The sequence below is a fragment of the Bacillus cereus group sp. BfR-BA-01524 genome, assembly GCF_022662595.1.
In the GTDB taxonomy this organism is placed as follows: domain Bacteria; phylum Bacillota; class Bacilli; order Bacillales; family Bacillaceae_G; genus Bacillus_A; species Bacillus_A thuringiensis_S.
On the sequence record NZ_JAKUDW010000001.1, the window covers coordinates 47,119 to 71,462 of the forward strand.

Below are 24,344 nucleotides of genomic sequence, written 5' to 3' on the forward strand. Positions count from 1 at the left end.
TGTGGATTTTATATATGCATTTCTTGTAGGTGGAGCTATTTGTGTAATTGGGCAACTATTGTTAGATTTCGCAAAGTTAACACCAGCTCATTTAATGGCAACTTTTGTAGTCATCGGAGCAATTTTAGATGGATTTGGATTGTACGATAAACTAATAAAGTTTGCAGGTGCTGGAGCAACAGTCCCTATTACAAGTTTTGGACATTCACTATTGCACGGAGCAATGCATGCGGCAGAAAAACATGGATATTTAGGAATTGGTATTGGCATGTTTAGTTTAACGTCTGCGGGCATTTCCGCAGCGATATTGTTTTCATTTTTTATAGCACTTATATGTAAACCGAAAGGATAAATTAAATGAGACGAAGGGTTGTTTTGGTCACAGATGGAGATGAATATGCAAAGCGGACAATTGAGCTTTTAACGAAGGAATTTGGGGGAAGGTGTATTTCAGCATCACAAAGTAATCCAACCAAATTGACAGGGAAAAAAGTTGTTGAGCTTATTATGCAAACGCCATATGACCCTGTATTTGTCATGTTTGATGACAGTGGATTTATTGGAGAAGGATCTGGTGAAAAGGCTTTAAAATATGTAGCTACCCATAAACAAATTGATGTGCTCGGTATTTTAGCGGTAGCGTCTAATACGCATCATTGGGAATGGGCACGTGTAGATGTAAGTGTAGATCGGAACGGGAATTTAACCGAATACGGTGTTGATAAATTTGGACTTCCAGATGGTGAAATTGGCAGAATTAGCGGAGATACAATTTATTGTTTAGATGACTTGAATGTTCCTGTCATCGTTGGAGTCGGTGACATTGGTAAGATGTGTGGGAATGATGAATGGGAGAGGGGATCACCTATTACTAGAAAAGCGATTCAATTAATTTTGGAAAGGAGTGGTTTTTATGACGAAGCCTAAAAAAGTGGATATCCCTATATCAACTTTCATAAGTGACAATGAAAATTATTTAAAGCAGACAGTTGGACTAGGTGTTACATACGATGTTGGCATTCGTAAATTTCAAATTTTGAATAAAGAAATCGGTGTGTTATTTGTAAACGGACTTTGTGATACAAATTATATTATCCCTATTTTAGAAGAAGCTGTGGATACAAATGAGATAAGGGATGCAGAAGAAGATACAGTGAAGCTTTTAGAGAATCGTTTAATCCATCAACAAGTAAGTAAAGTGAAAACGATGGATGAGGTAATGCTCCAAGTATTATCAGGACTCATCGTGATATTTGTGGAAGGTGAAACGGAAGCGTTCGCGATCGATGTTCGTAGTTATCCAGGGCGAACACCGACAGAACCAGATACCGAAAAGGTAGTACGCGGTGCAAGGGATGGATTTGTTGAAAATATCGTTGTAAATACAGCGTTAATTCGTAGGAGAATTCGAGATCCACGACTTCGAAATGAAATGGTTCGAGTAGGAGATAGATCGCAAACGGATATTTGTATTACATACGTTCAAGATGTTGCAAATCCAGATTTAGTAAAGATTATAAAACAAGAATTAAATAACATTGAAGTAGATGGGATTACGATGGCGGATAAAACGGTAGAGGAATTTGTAGTGAAACAAGGTTACAATCCCTTCCCGCTTATTCGATACACAGAAAGACCAGATGTAGCAGCAAATCATCTACTAGAAGGACATGTGTTAGTACTCGTTGACACATCACCAAGTGCTATGATTACACCGACAACATATTTTCATCATTTACAGCATGCAGAAGAGTTTAGACAAAATCCAGCTGTCGGTACATTTTTACGCTGGGTGCGCTTTTTAGGTGTTATATTCTCGTTATTTTTATTACCATTTTGGTTAGTGTTTGTATTTGATCCAACTCTTTTGCCAGCAAATCTTGCTTTTATTGGACCGACTAAGATGACGCATTTACCAATTTTATTACAGGTGTTAATGGCAGAGGTCGGACTTGAGTTTTTAAGGATGGCAGCCATTCATACTCCAACGCCGCTATCATCTGCAGCAGGATTGATTTCCGCTATATTAATTGGTCAAATTGCAATTGATGTAGGTTTGTTTGTGCCAGAAGTAATTTTGTATGTAGCGGTTTCGATGATCGGTGCATATGCAACACCGAGTTATGAATTAGGATTAGGGAATAAGGTTGGGAAATTGTTTGTTATTATTTTAACAGGTCTCTTCCATGAGATGGGATTTGTAATTGGTATGACGATATTAATTTTATTTTTAACGTCTATAAAAAGTTTACAAACACCTTATTTATGGCCGTTTTTACCATTTGATTGGGGCGCATTAACAAAAATTTTACTCCGTCCAACAATGTCTAGTTTAAAAGTACGACCAAGTATTGTAAGACCTCAAAATGTAAAAAGACAAAAATAAACGGGATTATACACCCGTTTATTTTTTTTTAGTAAAAATTTATTGTTTTTTAACAAAAATCAAACATTTTTTGTGTACACTTAGAGTAGATATTGTGTATGGAAGGGGAAGAGGACATGATTAAATTATTTGTAAGTGATTTAGATGACACGCTCGTTTACGATGTGAATCATATGCAAAAAGAAGATGAGCGTGCGCTGTGTTGGTTAGCTGAGAAAGGGACAAATATTTGTTTTGCCTCTGGCCGCTTTACACACAGAATTGATGAAGTTGTAAAAAGGTTTTCATTCCCGTATTACACAACTGGCTTAAATGGAGCAACAATGTTACTTCCGGATGGGAATTTATTTCATGAATCGAGTTTTGAAAATACGGTTGCCCAGGAAATATATCGATATATACATAAAAAAGGACTAGCGGATATTGTTTGTGCAAATGAGCAGCGATATACAAAAAGGAAAAATGAGCATCACCATAATTTTGAAGCGTATATGGGCGTGCATATCGCTGAAATTGAAGCGTTAGAAGAAGAGTTTGGTAAGACTGTACACCCTGCAAAATTGTTTGTTTTTGGAGATGAAGAGAAAATTGTGACGCTAGATCAAGAGCTACGAGATACGTTTCAAGGCGAAGCGGAAGTTTTTATATCAGGTAAACGCTATGTTGATATTATGCCAAGAGGCGTGAGTAAGGGGAGTGCTCTAAAGCGACTAATGGACCATTTGCAAATTGAAGCAAATGAAGTTGCTTGTATTGGAGATTCTTTCAATGATATTTCTATGTTTGAAGTAACCCCGCATTCATTTACTCTTCATCATGCCCATCCATATGTAAAGGAGAAAGCAAATCATATAGTGCGTTCGGTTGAAGAGGCTGTTATGAAATTACCGTTACTTGTATAAAAAAGAAGCCCGTCACTGGCGGGCTTCTTTTTTACTTGAATAAAGATTTAACAAAATCAATGATACTTGAGAAGAAATCTTTCACTTTATCTAGAAAACTTTGTCCTTCTTCAGATCCTAAAAAGGCAGAAACGTGTTCTTTTGCTTTGTTTAATTGACTACCAACTTGATTCCAATCGATATTAAGATTTTTCATTTTATCAAATAACGCTACTAAGTTATCTAACTGTTCATCTGTTAATGTAATGCCGAGTTGATCAGCAATTTTCTTTATTAATGAACGTAAATCTTCTGTTGTTTTTGGCTGTTCTTTTGCAATTTCTTCTTTAATTTTTGCAACAAGTTGAACTGCTTTTTCTTCACCAATTTTATCACCAAGCTGGGCTGTTTGTACCATTTCTTCATTCGCTACTTTTTTAACTTCTTCCGGAATTGGTTTATTGGAAGCTGTTTCATATGCTTTCATTAATCCAGTTAAAGCTGCAGTTCCTGAAACTTTAAAAGGTGCAGTAATTTGAATTTCTGCATCTTTTACACCTGCTGTAATCAAAGCGTTAGTGTACATTGCATCTGTTACCCAGTTAATGTTCTTTGATCGTACAATAAGACCAGATCCTGGTTTTGTGTATGTAATCATAGAAGAAGAAATTGCTCTCGTACCAATTTGTGCTTTTGGAACAATGCCTTCTAGAAATTTATGTTCTTCCGCATTAGATACAGTAATAATTGTAGCATCTTTCGGTGCTTTCATTTCTTTTAACAGATCTTGTTTTTGTTGTTCGGATAAGTTTTCTCCTAGTGTAACAATTGATTCTCCCTCGATGATGTCTGCAAATGAAGCTGTTGGCATCATAAATACCGTTACAGCTAATAGCAGAGCTAATAATTTCGTTTTCACGAAAAACCGCTCCCTTTCTCTTTCTAAAATTTTCGGGCAACAAAGTTATTATAGTATATATTTCTTATTTGTCACCTAGCTTTTTCCACATTTCAAAAAAGAAGTATCTAGATTGTCGGATTCTTTTTGTTTCTAGTCATGAATGTGGTAATATAGTGCTGAGATAGTTGAAAGGAGACATATACATATGAAAACTTTAGGATACATATTAATGGAAAACGGTGAAAAAATCGAATTGGAATTTTTCCCAGAAGAAGCGCCAAAAACAGTAGAAAACTTTAAAAAATTAGCAGAGCAAGGATTTTATGACGGTGTTACATTCCACCGTGTTATTCCTGGCTTCGTAAGCCAAGGTGGAGACCCAACAGGTACAGGTGCTGGTGGTCCAGGTTACTCTATTCCATGTGAAACTGATGGAAACCCTCATAGACACCTTGTAGGATCACTTTCTATGGCTCACGCTGGCCGTAACACAGGCGGTAGCCAATTCTTTGTTGTTCATGAGCCACAGCCACATTTAGATGGCGTTCATACTGTATTTGGTAAAGCAACAAGCGGTATTGAAACAGTATTAAAAATGCGTCAAGGCGATGTAATGAAAGAAGTTAAAGTTTGGGAAGAATAAGGTAAGGAAAAAGAGAGCTTTTGCTCTCTTTTTTATTTTTAATGAGATTGAGTACTTCTTCAACAGCATCATACAAGTAGTATTGTTGCTAAAATATATTGCTTGTGAGAACAAACCTTTAACAAATTACATAGAATACAATACATTATATGTTTCAACAAATATTTTTTGTTATATTAATTGTGCTAGAATTGTGCTGTTTTAGGGTAACTATTAATGAAGTGATGTTGAATGATATGTTTCTTTTCATTCCATATAAAATTTTATTTTTTTAACTCTATTTATTAAAGGAATAGTGCTGAAACATAGATTTGACTTTCTTCTTTTCGCTTTGTATGATTATCAAGTTGTTTTAGACTCTTCTCACTCTGTTGAAAATATTGTAAAATGAATGTGATATGAAAAGAGTGATTGAGGGGATTACTAGTTTGTAACTTTTGTAAGAAGGGATAAGGGTTATGTTAATTCGTTTTAAAAAAAGTTATGAAAAAATTGCAATGGGGCTTCTTTCGTTTATGCCAACTGAAAAAGATGTAAAAACATTACAATTGACAATGAAAGAATATGAAGCAAAAGATGATTGGCAATTGTATTTGTGGAAACAAAATGAAGATTTTGTTGGAATAATGGGGATTGTAAAAAAAGAGAATCAAGTATTAGAAATTCAGCATTTAAGTGTAAATCCGTCTCATCGTCATGTGGGGATTGGAACGAAGATGGTTCAAGAGTTAAAGAGTAAATTTCTTGAGTTTACAATTTGCGGAAATGAGCAAACAGCAAGTTTTTGCGAAAAATGTAAAGGGCTAGAACAAAATATACATTCGTGAGAGCAGGGATAAGTAGTTTATTATCTCTGCTTTCTTTTTTGTAATTGTTCGTTTCGTTCAGTAATGACCTCTGTGCGATCACGCAAAGTATGCTTGTGTATAATATATTCACCTGGGATAGCATTCAAGTCTTTCCAAGAGAGGTTTTGTTTTTGACATAACTCTATACACTGCTTCTCTAACGATGGATCTGATAAGGGTAAAAATAAAGGTACAAAACGTTCTTTTTTATGGATAGATTGCAATCTTTCATTGAGCAAGAAAAGAAGTTGTACTTGATTAATTCCTAAACGTTGTAAAGGCACACTGCTTTTTTCTAAAATTGTGATTGCGCTTTTCATCATTTTTGTGGAGCCATTCCAGTTAGCACGCCTTTGGTGGTACAAAGAAACTGCAATTTGAATGAGACCCACTAAGTAATGGTCACGATTTCCTCTTGGTTTTGTCTTCCAGTACTCTTCTAGTATTTCGTGGCATTCAAAATAGTCGTAATCTCCTTGGAAATGAATTAAAAATTGTATGTATTCGGTAGGATACATGTTTTCTCGCCCCTATCTAATGGTTATACATATAAGTGTATCATAGAAATATGAACAATAAACGACTAGGAGATTTCCCCCTAGCCGTTATTGTTCATATTAGCAGAAGCAAGCTGCTCCTACAATAATTAGTAAAATAAACAGTACAACAAGTAATGCGAACCCACCGCTAAAACCACAATCAACGTGACCCATAGTTTTTTGACCTCCTACATTGTTCTTACTACACTGTTATCATATGAAGTGGTGGGCATGATGACATAGGCATCGGTCTATTTTTAATTAAATTTCTTAAAAAGGTTGGATAGAACATGAGTATGCTCTATACTTATGTTGTTATAGAAAAAATGTGGTGGGATGCTTTGTGCAATATAATTTTAAAGTAGAGGCTTTTGAAGGGCCTTTAGATCTATTGTTACATTTAATACATCGTTATGAAATTGATATATATAATATTCCTGTAGCGGATATTACAGAGCAATATTTATCTTATGTGCATACGATGAAAGAACTTCAATTAGATGTTGCAAGTGAGTATTTAGTAATGGCCGCAACGTTATTACAAATTAAAAGTAAAATGTTGTTGCCGAAACATGAAGAAGATGTACTTGATAACGGTGATGATTTTATAGATGATCCTCGTCAAGAATTGATGGAGAGGTTAATTGAATATAAGAAATATAAGCAAGTTGCTACTGAGTTAAAAGAAAGAGAACAAGAAAGAGCACAGCTATATACACGTCCACCAATTGACTTTACATCGTTGCAACAAGAAGAAGAGACAAACTTGCCTCTTGATGTTACGTTATATGATATGCTAGCGGCATTTCAAAAATTAATGCGCCGTAAAAAGGCAAAGAAACCTGTAACAACACGTATTACTCGTCAAGAAATACCAATTGAACAGCGAATGACTGATATTTTAAAGCAGTTAAAAATAAAGGGTGGTCGCCAAAGTTTTTATGATTTGTTTGTTGATGATGAACGTGAAATAATGGTTGTAACATTTTTAGCAGTTCTGGAACTTATGAAAAATCAACAAATCATAATTGAGCAAGAACATAATTTTGATGAAATTTTCGTATCAAGCTCTAATAAATCTGCATAGAGCAAGTATGTGAAATTGGGATAGAAACACTTTATTTCATGCTATGGTTTAATGTATCGTTTGGAACAAGAGAAAAAATATTGAACCGAACGCATTGATTGTGATTCGGTTTTTTGATGTGTATTTTTATGGGAAAATAGAAGGAAGGAGCTCGTGAAATGGATAGGAAAGAACAAAAGTCAATTATTGAAGGCCTTTTATTTGTTTCTGGTGATGAAGGGATTTATCCAGAACAAATAGCGAAAGTTCTTGAAATTGAAATGAATGAAGTAATTAATATTTTAGAAGAAATGCAACAAGAATGTGAAGGTGCAAACCGTGGTTTGCAAATTGTACAGTATGCAAAAGTATATCGTTTTGCTACAAAGAAAGAACATGCTTCATATTATCAAAAATTAATAGATACACCAACAGCTGCTTCGCTTTCACAAGCTGCCCTCGAAACGTTAGCAATTGTTGCATATCGTCAACCAATCACAAGGACTGAAATGGAAGAGATTAGAGGAGTTAAAACCGATAAGGCGTTACAAACGTTGGTTTCACATTTACTTATAAAAGAAATGGGAAGAGCAGAAGGACCAGGGCGTCCTATTTTATACGGAACAACAAAAGAATTTTTGGACACATTTGGATTGAAAACATTAGATGATTTACCGCCGCTTTCTGAAGAGAATGAACAAATGAATGAAGCGGATTTATTCTTCGGTTCCTTACAAGAGATATCGAAATAAAAGCTTAGCATTTTGCTAAGCTTTTTTTGTATATCAATTATTTACAGTGCCATACTAAATGAAAAAAGGAGACGAGTTATGAGAGGTATGCGGATTATTCTACTATTAGTTTCTGTTTTATTATGTTTTTCTTTAAATAGCGCATCAGCTAAAAGGTATATGATGTCCATTCATACTACGTCTCCTTTACATATGCATCGGCAACATCTTAGTAAAATGAAAGTGAGCTTTTTAAAAGTGGGGCAAGGTGATGCAACACTTATCATAATGCCAAACGGACAAACAATGTTAATTGATGGTGGACCTTATGAAGCAGGAGAGGTTATTATTCAGAAATTAATTGAGAAAGGGATTAATCATTTAGATGTAATTGTCAGTACGCATCCCGATATGGATCATATAGGGGGGTTAATTCCAATTGTAGAGCAAATGCCGGTATCGCTTATATTAGATAGCGGAAAAACATATAGTTCTCTTACTTATCATACATATCGGAATAATATTAAAAAAAGAGGGATACCTTTCGTTTCAGTAAAGGAAGGGCAATATATACCGCTGGATCCACATGTTTCTATACAGGTATTAAACAATGGGAAATCAAAAGATGAAAATAATGAATCCTCAATTGTTTTAAAGGTACGATATGGAAAAGCGGATTTTTTATTAATGGGTGACGCGGATGTAAGGACAGAACATGAAATATTAAAACAATTTGATGTACATGCAGATGTTTTAAAAGTGGGGCATCACGGCTCGTATACTTCAACAAGTGAAACGTTTATAAAAAAAGTGGAGCCGCAGTTTGCTATTCTGTCTTACGGGAGTAGTAATCCGTATGGACATCCTCACCAAAGTGTAGTAAAACGCTTAAAAAGGCACGGTATAATGGTATATAGAACGAATAAACGTACAGTAGAAATAGAAACAGATGGTGAACATGTTATGTTAGAGTCTAGCGGGTTAATGCCATTGTTGAAGTGATTTCTATATTAGGGGTGGATACTGTCCCTTTTTGGAAAAATGAATAATATATATTATAATTATAAGGGACGTAAGAAATTTCCTTTTTTGTTGAATAAAAAGGAAATTTCATTAGAATGTATAGACAACTACTCGTGCATATATTAAGATGGAACTAGGCGAATAAGGTAATAATAACAAGTAGGTATTTCATGGGAAAGGATCGATGAAAATGAAAACGCAAATTGTCATCAATGCCAAAATTTACACAGGTCAAGAAATAGTGGAAAACGGATTTATCCGTTACGCAGAAACCATTAAAGAAATTGGTTTGATGGCTCAATATGTACCACAAGAAAATGAAACTGTTTTTGATGCTACAGGGAAGATTGTAATTCCAGGTATGATCGATGTTCATATTCATGGTGGATACGATATTGATGCGATGGATGCAAATAGCGATGGGTTAGTAACTCTAGGTAAAGAAATGTTAAAAGAAGGGGTTACAACTTACTTCCCAACAACAATGACACAAGCTCCAGAGGCAATTGAAGCAGCGCTAACCGCTGCGAAAGAAGCAAAAGAAAAAGGAGCACATTTCGAATATATTCACTTAGAAGGACCTTATGTTTCAAAGAAACGTGCAGGTGCACAACCACTTGAACATATCGTTCCTGCAAATATTGAGCAATTTAAACAATGGCAAGAAGCAAGTGGGAATTTAATTAAATTAGTAACATATGCACCAGAAGAAGAGGGAGCATTAGAGTTTGAACAATATCTTGCTGAAACTGGTGTAGTTGGCACAATGGGGCATACAGATGCAATTGATGCGCAACTAAAAAATAGAAAGATTACACATGCGACACATTTATACAATCAAATGCGTGGATTACATCACCGTGAGCCAGGAGTTGTTGGTCATGTGTTATTAAATCCAGATGTAATGGTTGAAGTAATTACAGATGGTATTCATATTCACCCTGATATGGTGAAATTAGCATATAAGTTAAAAGGACCGAAAAAAGTAAGTGTTATTACTGACGCAATGCGCGCAAAAGGTCTTGAAGATGGATTATATGAGCTTGGCGGACAGCCAGTACATGTAAAAGATGGTAGTGCTCGATTAGAAGATGGAACGTTAGCTGGTAGTATTCTAAAAATGGATCAAGCTTTCCGAAATGTAATTGAATTTACAGGTTGTTCAATCGAAGATGCAGTACTGATGACATCAGTTAACCAAGCAGAAGAGTTTGGATTAAATAATAAAGGTGCATTATCGGTAGGAAAAGATGCAGACTTTGTTGTGATGAATGAAGATTTACATGTATATGATACGGTTCGTTTAGGAATTCATATGAAGGAAGGGAAGTAATTAAATGAATATTCTTGTTGTAAAAACTCCAGAAGAACTAGCAGAAGCAGGTTATAAATTAATCGAAGAAGTTGTAAAAACAAAAGAAAATCCAACATTAGGAATGGCTACAGGAAGCTCTCCATTAGGTATTTATGCAGAAATGCGAAAAAATAAACTTGATACAAGCCGTGTAACCACTGTAAACTTAGATGAGTACGTAAATTTACCACATGAAGATAAAAACAGCTATCACTATTTCATGCAAGAACAGTTGTTTGATCATCTTCCATTTAAACAAACTTATGTACCAAACGGGATGGCAAGTGATTTAGAGGAAGAGTGCAAACGTTACGAGGGCATTCTAACTGCTAACCCAGTTGACCTACAGATTCTTGGAATCGGTGAAAACGGTCACATCGGATTTAACGAGCCAGGAACACCGTTTAATTCTCCAACGAACATTGTTGAATTAACAGAATCTACACGCCAAGCAAACCTTCGCTTCTTCGAAAAAGAAGAAGATGTGCCAACTCATGCGATTACAATGGGAATTGGAAGCATTATGAAAGCGAAACAAGTTCTACTTGTAGCTATGGGAGCTAAAAAGGCAGAAGCTGTTAAAGAATTATTGCAAGGTGAATATAGTGAAGAGTGTCCGGCAACAGTTTTACAACGTCATCCGAATGTAACCGTAATCGCAGATCAAGAAGCTCTATCTTTATGCAGTGAGGCGATTGCTGATGAACATCGACAAGTATTCACCATTTCCGATCTATTATCAGATTCAAGAGTGGGTGAAACAGCTAATTGAGGACGGCGAATGGAAGCCGGGAGATAAAATCCCATCTGAGAATGAACTTTGTGATAAGTTCGAAGTGAGTCGTATGACAATCAGACAGGCGATTAATAATTTAGTGGAACAAGGCTATTTATATCGGAAGCGTGGAATTGGAACATTTGTCCAACTTCCGAAAGTGGAACAAAAATTGCAAGGAATGACGGGATTCACAGAAGATATGATTTCTCGTGGAATGAACCCAAGTAGTCAATTACTTAGTTTCCGCCTAGTTCCAGCTACTGCTAAAATAGCAGACCGGTTGAGAATACAGGAGGGGGAATCGGTTTATGAAGTGAGGCGTATTCGCTTAGCTGATGATGAACCGATTGCTTTTGAGACGACATATTTGTCGCCAGCTCTTGTAAAAGATATTAACGAAGAGATATTGCAACAATCTTTATATGAACATTTAGAGAAAAAACTGGGCTTTAAACTTGTTAGCGCTACTCAGTCAATTGAAGCTTCTGTTGCGACGGAAAATGAAGCTGAACATCTGCATATTCCTAAAAAGGCGCCTGTACTTGTAATGCGTCAATGGTCATATTCAGAAGGTGAGATACCGCTAGAGTACGTGAAATGTATTTATCGTGGAGATCGTTATAAATTTATTACGAATATCGCACGTAACAAATAGTATATTTCAGTTTGTGAAGTACAGTGGAAATGAAAATGGATAACATGTAAAGAAATAAAAATACGACTCATCCTTATAAGGAATGAGTCGTATTTTTATTATGAGCAATTACGTGGTTAACAGCATCTTTGACGTGATTTACTACATAGTGAGCGTATTTTTTTACTGCATCATCTGCTTGCGACATAGCAAAACTGTGAGGAGTTAAAGAAAACATAGGAATATCATTGTAAGAATCCCCTATACAAGCAATTTCCTCAGGTTTTATTTGAAACTCATTTAATAAAACAGAAATGGCAGAGCCTTTACTAACATTCGGTGGCATTACATCTAAACATTGTTCTGCTGAGATGAAAGTACTAACTTTCCCGTGGAATTTTTCATCAATTTTTTTCTGAAGGAGTTGCAAGCTCTCCTTTGTTCCACCGACAGAAATTTTATTTGGGAAAATTGTATCATCAATCTTCTGTAGTAAGTTTGGTTCTTCAACAGAAGTCATAGTTACTTGTTGTTCAAGTTCTTGAATAAAAGGTGTTTTCTCTTCAATGTAATAATTATGCTCATCACTTACATAACGGAAATAAGGATTTTCATTCGTCATAGCTAACAAATCGGGAAGTATGCTGGAATCAAAAGTTGCAGATAATAGTTGTTTATTTTCATGTGTATATACAAAAACACCATTTACACTAATGCGATGAAAATTTGTATTTACAGCTTTCATTAAGTCTGCAATTTCATTATCAAGTCTTCCGGAAGCGAAGCAAAGAATAACATTTTGCTCGGCGAGGCTGCGTAGTGCCGCAACATCTTGTTCATCAATAAGACCTCCGTGTTGCATCATTGTACCATCGATATCACTTACAAACATTTTAATCATGCTGTTATCTCCTTTCTATGTACAGTTGCTCTTACATTATACGCATCATATATAAACATGTCTAAAAAATGAATTTTTATTAAATGGCAGATGTTTTACATTGACGACAAAGAAGAATATTCTGTAACATAAAAGTAGGCTATTTAAGTACGAGGGTGGTGTTATATGAATAATTATCTAGAAATTAAAAAAGTTTTAAATAATAATGTCATCATTGCTAGCCATCCTGAACACGAGGAAGTAGTAGTGATTGGTAAAGGAATTGGATTTGGGAAAAAAGCGAAAGATGTATTGGAGCAAGAACAAATCGAAAAAATGTTTGTCTTAAAAAATGAACGTGATCGTGAACAATATAAATTATTAGTGCCGCATGTTAGTGAAAAATTAATTGAATTGATGAACGATATTATGCTGTACATTCAAGAAAAAGCGAAATCTCCACTAAATGAACATATTCATATTGCGTTAACAGATCATATTTCATTTGCAATTAAAAGGTTAAAACAAGGACTTACAATTGATAATCCTTTTTTAGTTGAAACAAAAATGCTCTATCCAGAGGAATATGAAATTGCGGAAGGTGTTGTAGAACTTTTAAATTCTCGTTTGCAAATTACATTGCCAGAAGGAGAAATTGGTTTTATTGCACTTCACATTTACAGTTCGCTTACAAATTCTGATTTATCTTCAGTTAATCAAAACTCCCGTCTCATTGCACAACTTGTATCTTTAATTGAGACAAACTTACAAATTACATTAGATCAAGAGAGCATTCATTATTTACGCCTTATTCGTCATCTTCAATATGCTATTGAGAGGGTGAAAAAAGGAGAAAAAGTAGAAGAATCGCAAAGTTTTGCTGATTTACTAAAGGCGGAGTATCCAGTTTGCTATAACGTAGCTTGGAAGCTAGTCAAGGTCATGCAAAAAGAGTTGCAACTACCTGTATATGAAGCTGAAAGTATTTATTTAACGATGCACTTGCAACGCTTAGTAAAGGCAGAGCATGTGTAATAAGTCATATATTTTTGTCTAAAATGAAAACGTTAAAAAAAATGATTGAATCGCTTACAATAGTTATGTATAATAACTATTGCAAAGTTATACAAATTTCGACAAACACATTAAGGTGAGTAACGAAAACGTTTGCCTTAATTATAGTGAACTTATACGTAAACCTATTTTTGACACGTGTTACTGATTCGATCAGGCATGAGTGGAGAAAAGTAAGGAATGTAAGCTAGAGAAAGGGATATACTACCCTTTGTATAGCTATCGTTCTATCTTTTTTTCCTCATGTCTTTTTGGCGTTTGTCGGAAGGTATCAATATAGATAAGAGAGGAAGGGTTTCCATGTTTAAGAAGATCTTTGGTGTTCTTCAAAAAGTCGGAAAAGCGTTAATGCTTCCAGTAGCGATTTTACCGGCGGCAGGTATTTTACTTGGATTTGGTAATGCATTTCAAAATCCACAGTTAACAAATGTTATTCCTGCTTTAAAAGCAGATTGGTTCGTAATGGTTGCAAAAATTATGGAACAATCTGGTGATATTATTTTCGCTAACCTTGCATTATTATTCGCAGTTGGGGTAGCAATTGGTTTAGCTGGTGGAGATGGAGTAGCTGGTTTAGCAGCATTCGTCGGCTACTTAATTATGAACAAAACGATGAGTGTGTTCTTAGAAGTAGATAAGCTAGTGAAAGTAACAAGTTCTGGAGCAGACCCAGTAAAAATTGGATTTGCAGATCCAGCGTATGCAAACGTATTAGGTATTCCAACGCTACAAACAGGGGTATTTGGTGGTATTATCGTCGGTATAGTAGCGGCATATTGCTATAATAAATACTTCAACATTGAATTACCATCATACCTAGGTTTCTTTGCAGGTAAGCGTTTCGTACCGATCGCAACTGCAACATTCTCTTTAATAGTAGGTATTATCATGTGCTTCGTTTGGCCATACATTCAAGGTGGCTTAAACACGTTCTCACATCAAATGATTGATGCAAATAGAACAATCGCAGCATTTATATTCGGTTTAATTGAACGTTCATTAATTCCATTTGGACTACATCACATTTTCTATTCACCGTTCTGGTTCGAATTCGGTCAGTATACAAATGCAGCTGGCGAATTAATCCGTGGTGATCAAAAAATCTTTATGGCACAGTTGAAAGACGGTGTAGAATTAACAGCAGGTACATTTACAACTGGTAAGTATCCGTTCATGATGTTCGGTCTTCCAGCAGCAGCTTTAGCAATGTACCATGAAGCACGTCCAGAAAATAAAAAATTAGCAGCAGGTATTTTAGGTTCTGCAGCATTAACATCTTTCTTAACAGGTATTACAGAGCCACTTGAATTTTCATTCTTATTCGTAGCGCCAGTATTATTCGGAATTCACGCTGTATTTGCTGGTCTATCATTTATGACAATGCAAATTTTAGGTGTTAAAATTGGTATGACATTCTCTGGTGGTTTAATTGACTTCTTATTATTCGGTGTACTACCAGGCCGTACAGCATGGTGGTGGGTAATTATTGTTGGTCTTGTACTAGCAGTTATTTACTACTTCGGATTCCGCTTTGCAATCCGTAAATGGAATCTAAAAACACCTGGTCGTGAAGAGGCAAATGCAAATGACGGTGCAGGAAAAACAGAAGCAGGCGAACTTCCTCGTGAAGTATTAGTAGCACTTGGTGGTAAAGAAAACATTGCTTCTTTAGATGCTTGTATTACTCGTTTACGTGTTCAAGTTAACGAACAAAAGAATGTAAACAAAGACCGCTTAAAAGAACTTGGAGCAGCTGGTGTACTTGAAGTTGGAAATAACATTCAAGCTATTTTCGGACCGAAATCTGACACATTAAAATCACAAATTCATGATATAATGTCAGGTCGTACACCTCATGTTGAAAAAGAAGAACCTGTAAAAGTGGAAGAAACTCCTCAAAAAGTTGATGAAAATGAAACAATTGTATCACCAATTGAAGGGAAAATCTTACCAATTACAGAAGTACCTGACCAAGTATTCTCAGGAAAAATGATGGGAGACGGATTTGCAATTGAGCCAACTGAAGGAACAGTAGTTTCTCCAGTTAACGGTGAAATTGTCAATGTATTCCCTACAAAACATGCGATTGGTATTCAATCTGAAGGTGGAAAAGAAATTTTAATCCACTTTGGTATTGATACTGTAAAATTAAATGGTGAAGGATTCGAGGCACTTGTAGCACAAGGTGATAAAGTGAAGCAAGGCCAACCGTTATTAAAAGTAGATCTTGCATTTGTAAAAGGAAATGCACCATCTATCATTACACCAATTGTATTTACAAACTTACAACAAGGGCAACAAGTCGAATTGAAAAAAGATGGAAATGTTAAGAAGGGCGAAACCGCTATTATTGACATTCAGTAGGAATTTGACGCAAAATGTTTATAATTATAATAGGCGATGTGGTTGACCGAACATCGCCTATTATATACAATAGATGATGTAGTACTCACGTCTATACAACTAAAAAAAACTGTAATTTAAAGGAGATAAATTATCATGGAAAAAATCTTTAAAGTAACTAGCGACTCAGGAATTCATGCTCGTCCAGCAACTCTACTTGTAAACACTGCAAGCAAATTCGGTTCTGACATTAACTTAGAGTATAACGGAAAGAACGTTAACTTAAAATCAATCATGGGCGTTATGTCTTTAGGCATTCAACAAAACGCAGAAATTAAAATCACTGCAAATGGTGATGATGCAGCTCAAGCACTAGCAGCTATCGAAGAAACTATGAAAAACGAAGGATTAGGAGAATAATGACTCTTAACATTCAAGGGATCGCTGCATCAAGTGGGATTGCTATTGCAAAGGCTTTCAGACTTGAAAATCCTGAATTTAACATCGAAAAGAAATCAATTACAAACGAAGCTGCAGAAATTGCACGCTTAGACGCTGCGCTTGAGAAAGCAAAAACTGAATTAGAAGCTATTAAGGACCACGCATTTGCTGAGCTAGGTGCTGACAAAGCTGCGATCTTTGAAGCACATTTATTAGTGTTAAATGATCCAGAACTAGTAAACCCAGTAAAAGATAAAGTAAATAGCGAAAAAGTAAATGCTGAATTTGCAATGGATGAAGTTGCATCAATGTTTATTTCTATGTTTGAAAACATGGATAACGAATATATGAAAGAACGTGCTGCGGACATTCGTGACGTAACAAAACGCGTTCTTGCACATTTACTAGGGATTAACTTCTCAAATCCTGGTACAATTTCTGAAGAGGTAATCATTATTGCTGAAGATTTAACACCATCTGATACAGCTCAGTTAAACCGTAAGTATGCAAAAGGTTTCACTACTGATATCGGTGGACGTACATCTCACTCTGCAATTATGGCTCGCTCTATGGAAATTCCAGCTGTTGTTGGTACGAAAGTTGTTATGGAGAAAATCCAAAACGGCGATATCGTTATCATTGACGGTTTAGATGGAGAAGTAATTGTAAACCCATCAGAAGAAACACTTCGTTCGTTTGAAGAAAAGAAAGCGAAATTTGAAGAGCAAAAAACTGAATGGGCAAAATTAAAAGACCAAGCTACTGTAACAAGTGATGGACATCATGTTGAGCTTGTTGCAAATATCGGAACACCAAATGATGTACAAGGTATTATCGATAATGGCGGAGAAGGCGTTGGCTTATACCGTACAGAATTCTTATACATGGGTCGTGACAATCTTCCAACAGAAGAAGAGCAGTTCGAAGCGTATAAAGCAGTTCTTGAAGGTGTAAAAGAAGGTCAACCAGTCGTTGTTCGTACACTTGACATCGGTGGAGATAAAGAGCTTCCATACTTACATTTACCAAAAGAAATGAACCCATTCTTAGGATACCGTGCAATTCGCTTATGTCTTGATGAGCAAGATGTGTTCCGTACACAACTTCGTGCATTACTTCGTGCTAGCGTATACGGTAACTTAAAAATTATGTTCCCAATGATTGCAACTCTTGATGAGTTCCGTCAAGCAAAAGCAATTTTATTAGAAGAGAAAGCGAAACTTGTAGAAGCGGGTACAACTGTTTCTGATTCTATTGAAGTTGGTATGATGGTTGAAATCCCAGCTTCAGCAGTATTAGCAGATCAATTCGCGAAAGAAGTTGACTTCTTCTCTATCGGAACAAATGATTTAATCCAATACACAATGGCTGCAGACCGTATGAACGAACAAGTATCATACTTATACCAACCATATAACCCATCTATTTTACGTCTTGTAAAAATGGTTATCGATGCTGCTCATAAAGAAGGCAAATGGGCTGGTATGTGTGGTGAGATGGCAGGCGATTCACTTGCTATCCCATTATTATTAGGATTAGGTTTAGATGAGTTCAGTATGAGTGCAACATCTATTCTTCCTGCAAGAACACAACTAAGCAAGTTGTCAAAAGCAGAAATGGAAACATTAGCAGAAAAAGCATTAATGATGTCAACTGCTGAAGAAGTTGTTGAACTAGTTAAAAGCATATAATCAATAAAAAAACCTGAGTCGATTTGAAATCGGTCTCAGGTTTTTTCTATGAGAAAAGTAAATCATATTTGCTTACTATCGAGGATAAGAGACAGAATTAGATAGCGATTGCAACGATATCAGTTGGGCATACACGTAAAATACCAGTAAAAGTATTTCGATTTTGATTGTTCTTATCGTCTTTATTGTTATCTTTATCATTGTTATTACGAGCTAAAGCAGAGAAAAGAGCAACACCGTTAGCGAAACCTTCAAAAATTACATTGTTGAAAGTGCCGTTACCTCTAATGCTTAAAAGAGAAAGCTCTGTTCCAACTGAAATGCTAGCAAGTACGTTACATACAGCTGGTTGTTGTGGTCTAACCACTTCTTTCTCTTTCTCTTTCTCATGATGTCTGCACTCTCTTTCATGATGATGACAGTCTCTAAAGTTATCACAGCATCCAAATGATCCAAACATAATCCTCATCACCCCCTTCACACTTATAATCTATGTAAGTTCGGTAGTGAGTGACTGGACAGAGAGTGGAATTTTTTCTAGGGGATTTTCTCATTTTAAATGACTAGCTGGGTGTTTAGTATGGAATGATGTTTAAAATAGGGGAAATATAACAAAAAAATGTAAAAACCACCGAAATAAATGAAATGGGTAGCCTTTACACTTTTTTACTTTTATATAAAACGATGATATATACAGGAAGAGCTAGCAGTAGTGGTACAATGGATCGTGCAGTATGTTTTTCTGATTCTAATTGGAACGCTTCTTCTTTTGGGAATTGTAAAATGGAGATGTTTGCGGCATCACCAATAAAATATAGAAGCAGTACAGTTACTATGTAACATAAAAGTGCGATAAAGCTTCCGTATGAACTCAATGAAAATCCCTCTCTTGTTATCTATTTGTTATCATTGTATCACAATTGTAACAAAAACACACGGGTATATTTCAACACCTAAACAAAATTCGACACAAAACGTCATGTTTATTTATGATAAGGGAATGGAATATACTTTTCTATAAGTATAAATGTCGAATGATTTGTAGTAATATTACAAAAGTATGACAAGAAATAAAAAAACGAAGGCAATGTAGTTACCTTCGTTTTTTATTATTTTGCCCACTCACTCACTTGCTCTACGCTCATACGAGGTGCAGGATGGCCTTTTAAAGTTGATTCACCAATTGTAATAAGCATAATTGGAACGTAACGAGATGAAACGTTAAATTCGTCTGTCAGTGCTTGTGGATTGAAGCCACCAATAGCACAAGTATCCCAACCAGTTGCTTTAGCTGCAAGCATAAGTTGCATTGCTGCTAAAGATGCATTTGAAAAGGCAGCATCTCTTGGGAATTGTTCACGAGCATATGCAGATTCAATATTTTTAGCTAAGCGTTCTTTTGCTTCTTCTTTCATAAATCCTTGTTCTACAATTGGACCATATACTGGCTCAACATTTTTATAAGCTTCTAAATCACCTAAAATAGCGACTACTGCAGAAGCATCAAGAATTTGTTGTTGGTTATAAGCTATTGGGTGTAATCGTTTTTGTACATCTTCACCTTGAAAAACAAGGAATTTCCAGTGTTGCAAGTTCCAAGCGGAAGGTGCTTGTGCTGCGGCTTTTAAAATCTCATGTAATTCTGTAGATGAGATTTCTTTATTTGGGTTGAATGCACGTGTAGATGTGCGTTCATATAGAACGTTAAAAAAGTTGTCGTTTGTCATTATATATCCTCCAAATTGTATATAAAATTATCAGGAAAACGCAATGTATATAACTTACATTTTGTAAGTTATCGAATTTAAGAATATAATATCTTTATTTTAATTGTCAAGTTTTAAGAAATAAGCTAGGGCATTCATACAAACGATATAATTCCTATAATCATACACTAAAAAAGGAATTTATAGAGTGAAAAGGGAAGATAACATTCTCAATTAGCTTGTTAATATGTATCTCTCACAAATTAAAGTTTATTGGAGAACAGCCTTTTAAAAATGTTTGTGAGGAATTCAGTAGAACAAGATATATGAAGTGAGTGAAGACTAGTGATGAACATACTACATTTTTTATTAGAGAATACGGTTTTCCAAAATGTGTTACAAGATCTGCAGTTAAATGTCCTTTATATAGAAAATGGATGTAAACACCAACAAACGATAGAAAATATCCATCCAAAATGTATGTTTATAGCAAATAGTTTTGAAGAGGGCGAACTATTATTTCAAAGAACGAAACCACACATTATAATTATGTATGTAACAGAATATTCTCAAATAAAATATATTAAGAATATGTATACCCCGCAAAGTACATTCATTGTCATTTGGGATCAACAAATAACAAAAGAATTTACAGATGTACTTGCATTAGGAATACGTAATATTGTAATAGCTCCTGTAACTCCGCAAGCAGTGTTAGAAGAAGTGAATAAGAGTTTGTATCAACTTTCTTTAGTAAGGCAAGTTAGTTTGCAGCAGGAACTGCTTCAAACGATGTTTGATTTTCAAAATGATTTATTATTTATAGTAGAAGATGATGAGATTGTTGATTGTAATACAAATTTTTTAACGTTTTTCGGATATGAAGATTTGTTTGCCTATCGTGAGCAACATTTAGTATTTGCTGAACATTTTATTAGAGAAAATGGATACTACTCGACGACGCATGATATAACATGGCTAGACGATACTTTATCAAGTGGTAGAAGAATTAAGATGTCAAATTATGAAGGGGCAGTATCTACTTTTCTATTACGTGCGACACCATTGCCAGAAGATTTATCAAGATTTATTGTAAAGTGCACGGAAATTACAGAATTAGATGAAATCTATCAAGAGCAAGAAAGACTTGCTATGGTAGATTCATTGACAGAGATTTATAATCGTTTAAAGTTTCAACAAATACTAGAGGTAGAGTGGGAAAAGGTAATACGTAGTGATGAGAAAATAGCAATTATTTTATTTGATATAGATAATTTTAAAACAGTTAATGACACATATGGTCATGATTTTGGTGATTTGGCATTAATACAACTTGCAGAGCTTATGAAATCTAAAGTGGAGCAGCAACATGTATTTGCAAGATGGGGAGGAGAAGAATTCATTATATTAGTGACAAATACAGTAGAAAAGGAAGCATTTCAAGTTGCGGAGTCATTACGATTCTTCATTGAAACAAAGCAATTCACTGGAATTTCGAAGTTAACAGCTAGCTTTGGAGTTGCGTTATATGAACAAGGAACTACAAGAGAAGAATTAATGCAACGAGCGGACATTGCATTATATGAAGCGAAAAAAAATGGCAAGAATCAAGTATGTGTGTATAGAAAAGAAAAAATGTAATTTTTCGCAACAAATTGTTGCGATTTTTTTTTATTGTTTGATAATAGAATAGGGGGACAATTTTTAGCGAAGGAATTATGGAGGATCAATATGATAAAAAAAGTAATGATAATGGCTTCACTGTCTGTTATAGTTGGCGGCGGAGTATACTATTTTCTTGTTAGCCCTAATATAAAGGAAAACACTGTATTAACAACTAAAGTGAATCCTACTATTGAATCGGAAGTACAAGGGAATATAGAAGAAAAAGAAGAGCAACAAATTGATTATGCTAGCATATCTCAAAAATTAGATCAATATTTAGTCGGAAAGCAATTCAATGGAACAGTTTTGGTAACAGATAAAGAGCGTGTTATATTGAATAAAGGATATGGGTATGCTGATGTTCAAAATAAAATAGAAAATACACCTCAAACAAAATATCGTATCGGTTCTATTACGAAAACAGTTGTTGCCACATCTATTTTACAGTTGCAAGAACAAGGGAAATTGAATATTCAAGATAATGTAAATAAATATATTCCTTCATTTCCGGAGAATAAAAATATTACACTATATCATTTATTAACACATACCTCTGGTTTACCTGAACACGCAAAAGGCAATGTGAATGCTGCTTCCCGTTTACAGTTAATTAATTGGATTGGACGTCAAAATTTAGAATTTCCTGCAGGAACAGGTTGGAGATATACAGATTATAATTATATGGTGCTTGCTTATATAATAGAACATATATCGAAAAAACCTTTAGGAGATTACATAAAAGAAAACATATTTGTAAAAGCAGATATGCATGAATCCGGTATGGGAAATATGGTACCTGGAGATAAAAATTTTACAAAGGGTTATGTGAAAAAAGATCAAGAACTTGTACCAGCGCAGAAGTTAGGCATGGATTGGCTATATGGTTGCGGTGAGATGTATACGACAGTTGGAGATATGAAGAAGTTAGACGAAGCAATTATAAATGGAAAACTTCTTTCTGAACAAAGTATACAAGCAATGTTTTCGCCTTCAGCAGAACGGAAATATGCATTTAGTTTTTATATATATCCAGATTATTTTCATAATCATGGTGTATTATCTGGTTGGAACACTTTCAATAATTTTAATAAAGAAAAAGGGATTTTTGTTATGTTATTTTCAAATGTGAAAAATAGTATGGATGATGACTTTAATAAAGAGTTTCGAAAGATGGTAAATGATTTATTAGAACAAAGGGGATGAGAAAATGGAACATAAAACTTTATCAATAGGTTTCATTGGTATTGGCGTAATGGGAAAAAGTATGGCTTATCACTTAATGCAAGATGGTCATAAAGTATATGTATATAATAGAACGAAAGCAAAAACAGATTCTTTAGTGCAAGATGGTGCACAATGGTGTGATACGCCAAAAGAGTTAGTGAAGCAAGTTGATGTTGTAATGACAATGGTTGGATATCCACATGATGTAGAAGAAGTGTATTTTGGTATAGAAGGAATTATAGAACATGCAAAAGAAGGTACGATAGCAATTGACTTTACGACATCTACACCTACTTTAGCAAAACGTATTAATGAAGTTGCAAAAAGCAAAAATATATATACGTTAGATGCACCTGTCTCAGGAGGAGATGTTGGTGCAAAAGAAGCAAAACTCGCAATTATGGTAGGTGGAGAGAAAGAAATATATGATAGATGCTTACCTTTACTTGAAAAGTTAGGAACAAACATTCAATTACAAGGACCAGCTGGGAGTGGACAACATACAAAAATGTGCAATCAAATTGCGATTGCTTCCAATATGATTGGAGTATGTGAGGCTGTTGCTTACGCGAAGAAGGCTGGATTGAATCCAGATAAAGTGTTAGAGAGTATTTCAACAGGGGCAGCAGGTAGCTGGTCATTAAGTAATTTAGCTCCTCGAATGTTAAAAGGAGACTTTGAGCCAGGATTTTATGTGAAGCATTTTATGAAAGATATGAAAATTGCTTTAGAGGAAGCAGAAAAATTACAATTACCAGTCCCGGGCTTAAGTTTGGCGAAAGAATTGTATGAAGAGTTAATTAAGGATGGCGAAGAAAATAGTGGAACACAAGTATTATATAAAAAATATATAAGGGGGTAAACGAGGTGGACCTTCAAAAGTTTGATGAGATGATTGATACTGTACAGCGAGCTACTTGTATGAAAATTAATGAAAAACAAAAAGGAGCTTTTAAACAAAAATATGATTTTGAACCAGAATTTGAATATGGAAGAGATGAGAAAGGGCATTATGTAATTCGAACCTCTAAAAAGATGTTAGAAGAAATGGAATTTTATTTGGCATTGAAATATGATCGTGATGGAGTGGATCTTTATATGCAAGCTGAGATTGACGGTATATTTCATGTATCTGTTAGCTATGGTGAAGATGCCCTACATCTACAAGAATTGTTTCAATTTCTAGAAGAAAATAAATAAAAGTCCTCATTTGAGGACTTTTATTTATTTAGTCATCTTTAATTTTTATAATTATAAGTTAGAAGCGCGGCGGCATCGTTCAACCGGGAATGGGATAATTTGTGCGATGTGATTAGGACCAAATTGTTTTGTACGAGCATGGCGTATTATATAAAAAGCACACAGAATTGAAACAGGAATAGCGCCGAATAAACCAAACAATAAAGCGCTTACACAAGATGCGACAAATCCTAAAACACCAATTTCTAACTCTTCCATAATAGCTCCTAAAATAACAGGAAATGCTCCACATGTAACTCCAAGTATAAGTGCGATAAGTAAGCTCATGATTATCCC

28 protein-coding genes are annotated in these 24,344 nt (G+C 35.0%); 20 read left to right on the plus strand and 8 right to left on the minus strand.

The annotated features are described in order from the left end of the window. Position 1: 1 nt before the first annotated feature. The 4 genes from spoVAE (at position 2) to MR170_RS00300 (ending at position 3,288) form a co-directional block, all read left to right on the plus strand. On the plus strand, positions 2–352 hold the full coding sequence (gene spoVAE, locus MR170_RS00285) for a stage V sporulation protein AE (RefSeq protein ID WP_000345907.1): 351 nt from the start codon (positions 2–4) through the stop codon (positions 350–352). A gap of 5 nt (positions 353–357) precedes the next feature. Beyond that, positions 358–927, plus strand: a complete 570-nt coding sequence (gene spoVAEA / locus MR170_RS00290) for a stage V sporulation protein SpoVABEA (protein WP_001254416.1) — start codon at positions 358–360, stop codon at positions 925–927. After that, a complete protein-coding gene (gene spoVAF, locus MR170_RS00295; protein ID WP_242306749.1) occupies positions 914–2,386 on the plus strand; it encodes a spore germination protein SpoVAF in 1,473 nt (490 codons plus the stop codon). Before spoVAEA ends, spoVAF begins: the two co-directional genes overlap by 14 nt. 98 nt (positions 2,387–2,484) lie before the next feature. Then, a complete protein-coding gene (locus tag MR170_RS00300) occupies positions 2,485–3,288 on the plus strand; it encodes a Cof-type HAD-IIB family hydrolase (protein WP_242306750.1) in 804 nt (267 codons plus the stop codon). A 31-nt stretch (positions 3,289–3,319) separates the two neighbouring features. On the opposite strand, the gene MR170_RS00305 is transcribed toward MR170_RS00300, so the two are convergent. Then, a complete protein-coding gene (locus tag MR170_RS00305; protein WP_000850513.1) occupies positions 3,320–4,186 on the minus strand; it encodes a DUF1002 domain-containing protein in 867 nt (288 codons plus the stop codon). Positions 4,187–4,373: 187 nt separating this feature from the next. Between MR170_RS00305 and MR170_RS00310 the strand changes: the two genes are divergently transcribed. After that, positions 4,374–4,811, plus strand: coding sequence for a peptidylprolyl isomerase (locus MR170_RS00310; RefSeq protein ID WP_016080395.1), 438 nt, complete (start codon positions 4,374–4,376; stop codon positions 4,809–4,811). Positions 4,812–5,269: 458 nt separating this feature from the next. Next, positions 5,270–5,638 carry a GNAT family N-acetyltransferase RibT gene (ribT, locus tag MR170_RS00315; RefSeq protein ID WP_016080396.1) on the plus strand — a complete coding sequence of 123 codons (369 nt, stop codon included), beginning with the start codon at positions 5,270–5,272 and terminating at the stop codon, positions 5,636–5,638. A 20-nt stretch (positions 5,639–5,658) separates the two neighbouring features. On the opposite strand, the gene MR170_RS00320 is transcribed toward ribT, so the two are convergent. After that, positions 5,659–6,177, minus strand: coding sequence for a DUF309 domain-containing protein (locus MR170_RS00320; protein WP_016080397.1), 519 nt, complete (start codon positions 6,175–6,177; stop codon positions 5,659–5,661). Between the two features lie 99 nt (positions 6,178–6,276). Beyond that, positions 6,277–6,372, minus strand: a complete 96-nt coding sequence (locus MR170_RS00325; RefSeq protein WP_000510194.1) for a YjcZ family sporulation protein — start codon at positions 6,370–6,372, stop codon at positions 6,277–6,279. Between the two features lie 169 nt (positions 6,373–6,541). On the opposite strand from MR170_RS00325, the gene scpA reads away from it, so the two are divergent. The 6 genes from scpA to MR170_RS00360 all read left to right on the plus strand — a co-directional run bounded on the left by scpA (position 6,542) and on the right by MR170_RS00360 (position 11,805). Continuing rightward, a complete protein-coding gene (gene scpA, locus MR170_RS00330) occupies positions 6,542–7,285 on the plus strand; it encodes a segregation/condensation protein A (RefSeq protein ID WP_016080398.1) in 744 nt (247 codons plus the stop codon). Between the two features lie 158 nt (positions 7,286–7,443). After that, on the plus strand, positions 7,444–8,016 hold the full coding sequence (gene scpB, locus MR170_RS00335; RefSeq protein ID WP_000375171.1) for a segregation/condensation protein ScpB: 573 nt from the start codon (positions 7,444–7,446) through the stop codon (positions 8,014–8,016). Between the two features lie 78 nt (positions 8,017–8,094). Further along, positions 8,095–8,997, plus strand: a complete 903-nt coding sequence (locus tag MR170_RS00340) for a ComEC/Rec2 family competence protein (protein WP_001214828.1) — start codon at positions 8,095–8,097, stop codon at positions 8,995–8,997. Positions 8,998–9,208: 211 nt separating this feature from the next. Next, positions 9,209–10,351, plus strand: coding sequence for an N-acetylglucosamine-6-phosphate deacetylase (nagA, locus tag MR170_RS00345; RefSeq protein ID WP_016080400.1), 1,143 nt, complete (start codon positions 9,209–9,211; stop codon positions 10,349–10,351). A gap of 4 nt (positions 10,352–10,355) precedes the next feature. Next, positions 10,356–11,144: a glucosamine-6-phosphate deaminase gene (gene nagB, locus MR170_RS00350; RefSeq protein ID WP_016080401.1), complete on the plus strand. Its 789-nt coding sequence runs from the start codon at positions 10,356–10,358 to the stop codon at positions 11,142–11,144. Continuing rightward, positions 11,074–11,805 carry a GntR family transcriptional regulator gene (locus MR170_RS00360; RefSeq protein ID WP_014894892.1) on the plus strand — a complete coding sequence of 244 codons (732 nt, stop codon included), beginning with the start codon at positions 11,074–11,076 and terminating at the stop codon, positions 11,803–11,805. The genes nagB and MR170_RS00360 overlap by 71 nt, the downstream gene beginning before the upstream one ends. Positions 11,806–11,878: 73 nt before the next feature. Here MR170_RS00360 and MR170_RS00365 read toward each other — a convergent pair whose 3' ends face one another. Then, positions 11,879–12,685, minus strand: a complete 807-nt coding sequence (locus MR170_RS00365) for an HAD family hydrolase (RefSeq protein ID WP_242306751.1) — start codon at positions 12,683–12,685, stop codon at positions 11,879–11,881. A 165-nt stretch (positions 12,686–12,850) separates the two neighbouring features. Between MR170_RS00365 and glcT the strand changes: the two genes are divergently transcribed. The 4 genes from glcT (at position 12,851) to ptsP (ending at position 18,213) form a co-directional block, all read left to right on the plus strand. Then, complete coding sequence (glcT, locus tag MR170_RS00370) at positions 12,851–13,699, plus strand: glucose PTS transporter transcription antiterminator GlcT (protein WP_001067323.1); 849 nt, start codon at positions 12,851–12,853, stop codon at positions 13,697–13,699. A 339-nt stretch (positions 13,700–14,038) separates the two neighbouring features. Next, the gene (gene ptsG, locus MR170_RS00375) at positions 14,039–16,102 is read left to right on the plus strand and encodes a PTS glucose transporter subunit IIABC (RefSeq protein ID WP_016080402.1); all 2,064 of its coding nucleotides are present in this window, start codon (positions 14,039–14,041) and stop codon (positions 16,100–16,102) included. Positions 16,103–16,237: 135 nt separating this feature from the next. Beyond that, entirely contained in the window at positions 16,238–16,501 is a 264-nt protein-coding gene (gene ptsH, locus MR170_RS00380) for a phosphocarrier protein HPr (protein ID WP_000411080.1), read from the plus strand. Then, positions 16,501–18,213, plus strand: a complete 1,713-nt coding sequence (ptsP, locus tag MR170_RS00385; protein WP_000174216.1) for a phosphoenolpyruvate--protein phosphotransferase — start codon at positions 16,501–16,503, stop codon at positions 18,211–18,213. Before ptsH ends, ptsP begins: the two co-directional genes overlap by 1 nt. A 97-nt stretch (positions 18,214–18,310) precedes the next feature. On the opposite strand, the gene MR170_RS00390 is transcribed toward ptsP, so the two are convergent. From MR170_RS00390 to MR170_RS00400, 3 genes are all read right to left on the minus strand, one after another. Further along, a complete protein-coding gene (locus MR170_RS00390; protein ID WP_016080403.1) occupies positions 18,311–18,673 on the minus strand; it encodes a DUF3915 domain-containing protein in 363 nt (120 codons plus the stop codon). A 196-nt stretch (positions 18,674–18,869) separates the two neighbouring features. Continuing rightward, positions 18,870–19,088 carry a hypothetical protein gene (locus MR170_RS00395; protein ID WP_000100485.1) on the minus strand — a complete coding sequence of 73 codons (219 nt, stop codon included), beginning with the start codon at positions 19,086–19,088 and terminating at the stop codon, positions 18,870–18,872. 234 nt (positions 19,089–19,322) lie between these two features. Further along, complete coding sequence (locus MR170_RS00400) at positions 19,323–19,940, minus strand: nitroreductase family protein (protein ID WP_000180387.1); 618 nt, start codon at positions 19,938–19,940, stop codon at positions 19,323–19,325. A 327-nt stretch (positions 19,941–20,267) separates the two neighbouring features. Between MR170_RS00400 and MR170_RS00405 the strand changes: the two genes are divergently transcribed. From MR170_RS00405 to MR170_RS00420, 4 genes are all read left to right on the plus strand, one after another. After that, entirely contained in the window at positions 20,268–21,560 is a 1,293-nt protein-coding gene (locus MR170_RS00405; RefSeq protein ID WP_016080405.1) for a GGDEF domain-containing protein, read from the plus strand. Between the two features lie 90 nt (positions 21,561–21,650). Further along, a complete protein-coding gene (locus MR170_RS00410) occupies positions 21,651–22,787 on the plus strand; it encodes a serine hydrolase (RefSeq protein ID WP_029443180.1) in 1,137 nt (378 codons plus the stop codon). A 4-nt stretch (positions 22,788–22,791) separates the two neighbouring features. Continuing rightward, a complete protein-coding gene (locus MR170_RS00415; protein ID WP_016080407.1) occupies positions 22,792–23,670 on the plus strand; it encodes an NAD(P)-dependent oxidoreductase in 879 nt (292 codons plus the stop codon). A gap of 5 nt (positions 23,671–23,675) precedes the next feature. Then, positions 23,676–24,008 (plus strand): DUF3909 family protein, encoded by a 333-nt coding sequence (locus MR170_RS00420; RefSeq protein WP_029443179.1) that lies wholly within the window; start codon positions 23,676–23,678, stop codon positions 24,006–24,008. 51 nt (positions 24,009–24,059) lie between these two features. Here the strand turns inward: MR170_RS00420 and MR170_RS00425 are convergent, their stop codons facing one another. Continuing rightward, the gene (locus MR170_RS00425) at positions 24,060–24,335 is read right to left on the minus strand and encodes a hypothetical protein (protein WP_000054659.1); all 276 of its coding nucleotides are present in this window, start codon (positions 24,333–24,335) and stop codon (positions 24,060–24,062) included. Positions 24,336–24,344: the final 9 nt, after the last annotated feature.

Bases quoted from the DNA above. Each gene is read 5' to 3' on its own strand.
- MR170_RS00325 (WP_000510194.1), bottom strand. From the start codon at position 6,372: ATGGGTCACGTTGATTGTGGTTTTAGCGGTGGGTTCGCATTACTTGTT.
- MR170_RS00415 (WP_016080407.1), top strand. From the start codon at position 22,792: ATGGAACATAAAACTTTATCAATAGGTTTCATTGGTATTGGCGTAATG.
- MR170_RS00340 (WP_001214828.1), top strand. From the start codon at position 8,095: ATGAGAGGTATGCGGATTATTCTACTATTAGTTTCTGTTTTATTATGT.
- spoVAEA (WP_001254416.1), top strand. From the start codon at position 358: ATGAGACGAAGGGTTGTTTTGGTCACAGATGGAGATGAATATGCAAAG.
- nagB (WP_016080401.1), top strand. From the start codon at position 10,356: ATGAATATTCTTGTTGTAAAAACTCCAGAAGAACTAGCAGAAGCAGGT.
- MR170_RS00320 (WP_016080397.1), bottom strand. From the start codon at position 6,177: ATGTATCCTACCGAATACATACAATTTTTAATTCATTTCCAAGGAGAT.
- MR170_RS00390 (WP_016080403.1), bottom strand. From the start codon at position 18,673: ATGTTTGGATCATTTGGATGCTGTGATAACTTTAGAGACTGTCATCAT.
- glcT (WP_001067323.1), top strand. From the start codon at position 12,851: ATGAATAATTATCTAGAAATTAAAAAAGTTTTAAATAATAATGTCATC.
- ptsH (WP_000411080.1), top strand. From the start codon at position 16,238: ATGGAAAAAATCTTTAAAGTAACTAGCGACTCAGGAATTCATGCTCGT.
- ribT (WP_016080396.1), top strand. From the start codon at position 5,270: ATGTTAATTCGTTTTAAAAAAAGTTATGAAAAAATTGCAATGGGGCTT.
- MR170_RS00400 (WP_000180387.1), bottom strand. From the start codon at position 19,940: ATGACAAACGACAACTTTTTTAACGTTCTATATGAACGCACATCTACA.
- MR170_RS00405 (WP_016080405.1), top strand. From the start codon at position 20,268: ATGAACATACTACATTTTTTATTAGAGAATACGGTTTTCCAAAATGTG.
- ptsP (WP_000174216.1), top strand. From the start codon at position 16,501: ATGACTCTTAACATTCAAGGGATCGCTGCATCAAGTGGGATTGCTATT.
- scpB (WP_000375171.1), top strand. From the start codon at position 7,444: ATGGATAGGAAAGAACAAAAGTCAATTATTGAAGGCCTTTTATTTGTT.
- nagA (WP_016080400.1), top strand. From the start codon at position 9,209: ATGAAAACGCAAATTGTCATCAATGCCAAAATTTACACAGGTCAAGAA.
- MR170_RS00300 (WP_242306750.1), top strand. From the start codon at position 2,485: ATGGAAGGGGAAGAGGACATGATTAAATTATTTGTAAGTGATTTAGAT.
- MR170_RS00410 (WP_029443180.1), top strand. From the start codon at position 21,651: ATGATAAAAAAAGTAATGATAATGGCTTCACTGTCTGTTATAGTTGGC.
- ptsG (WP_016080402.1), top strand. From the start codon at position 14,039: ATGTTTAAGAAGATCTTTGGTGTTCTTCAAAAAGTCGGAAAAGCGTTA.
- MR170_RS00425 (WP_000054659.1), bottom strand. From the start codon at position 24,335: ATGAGCTTACTTATCGCACTTATACTTGGAGTTACATGTGGAGCATTT.
- spoVAF (WP_242306749.1), top strand. From the start codon at position 914: ATGACGAAGCCTAAAAAAGTGGATATCCCTATATCAACTTTCATAAGT.
- MR170_RS00310 (WP_016080395.1), top strand. From the start codon at position 4,374: ATGAAAACTTTAGGATACATATTAATGGAAAACGGTGAAAAAATCGAA.
- MR170_RS00365 (WP_242306751.1), bottom strand. From the start codon at position 12,685: ATGATTAAAATGTTTGTAAGTGATATCGATGGTACAATGATGCAACAC.
- MR170_RS00360 (WP_014894892.1), top strand. From the start codon at position 11,074: ATGAACATCGACAAGTATTCACCATTTCCGATCTATTATCAGATTCAA.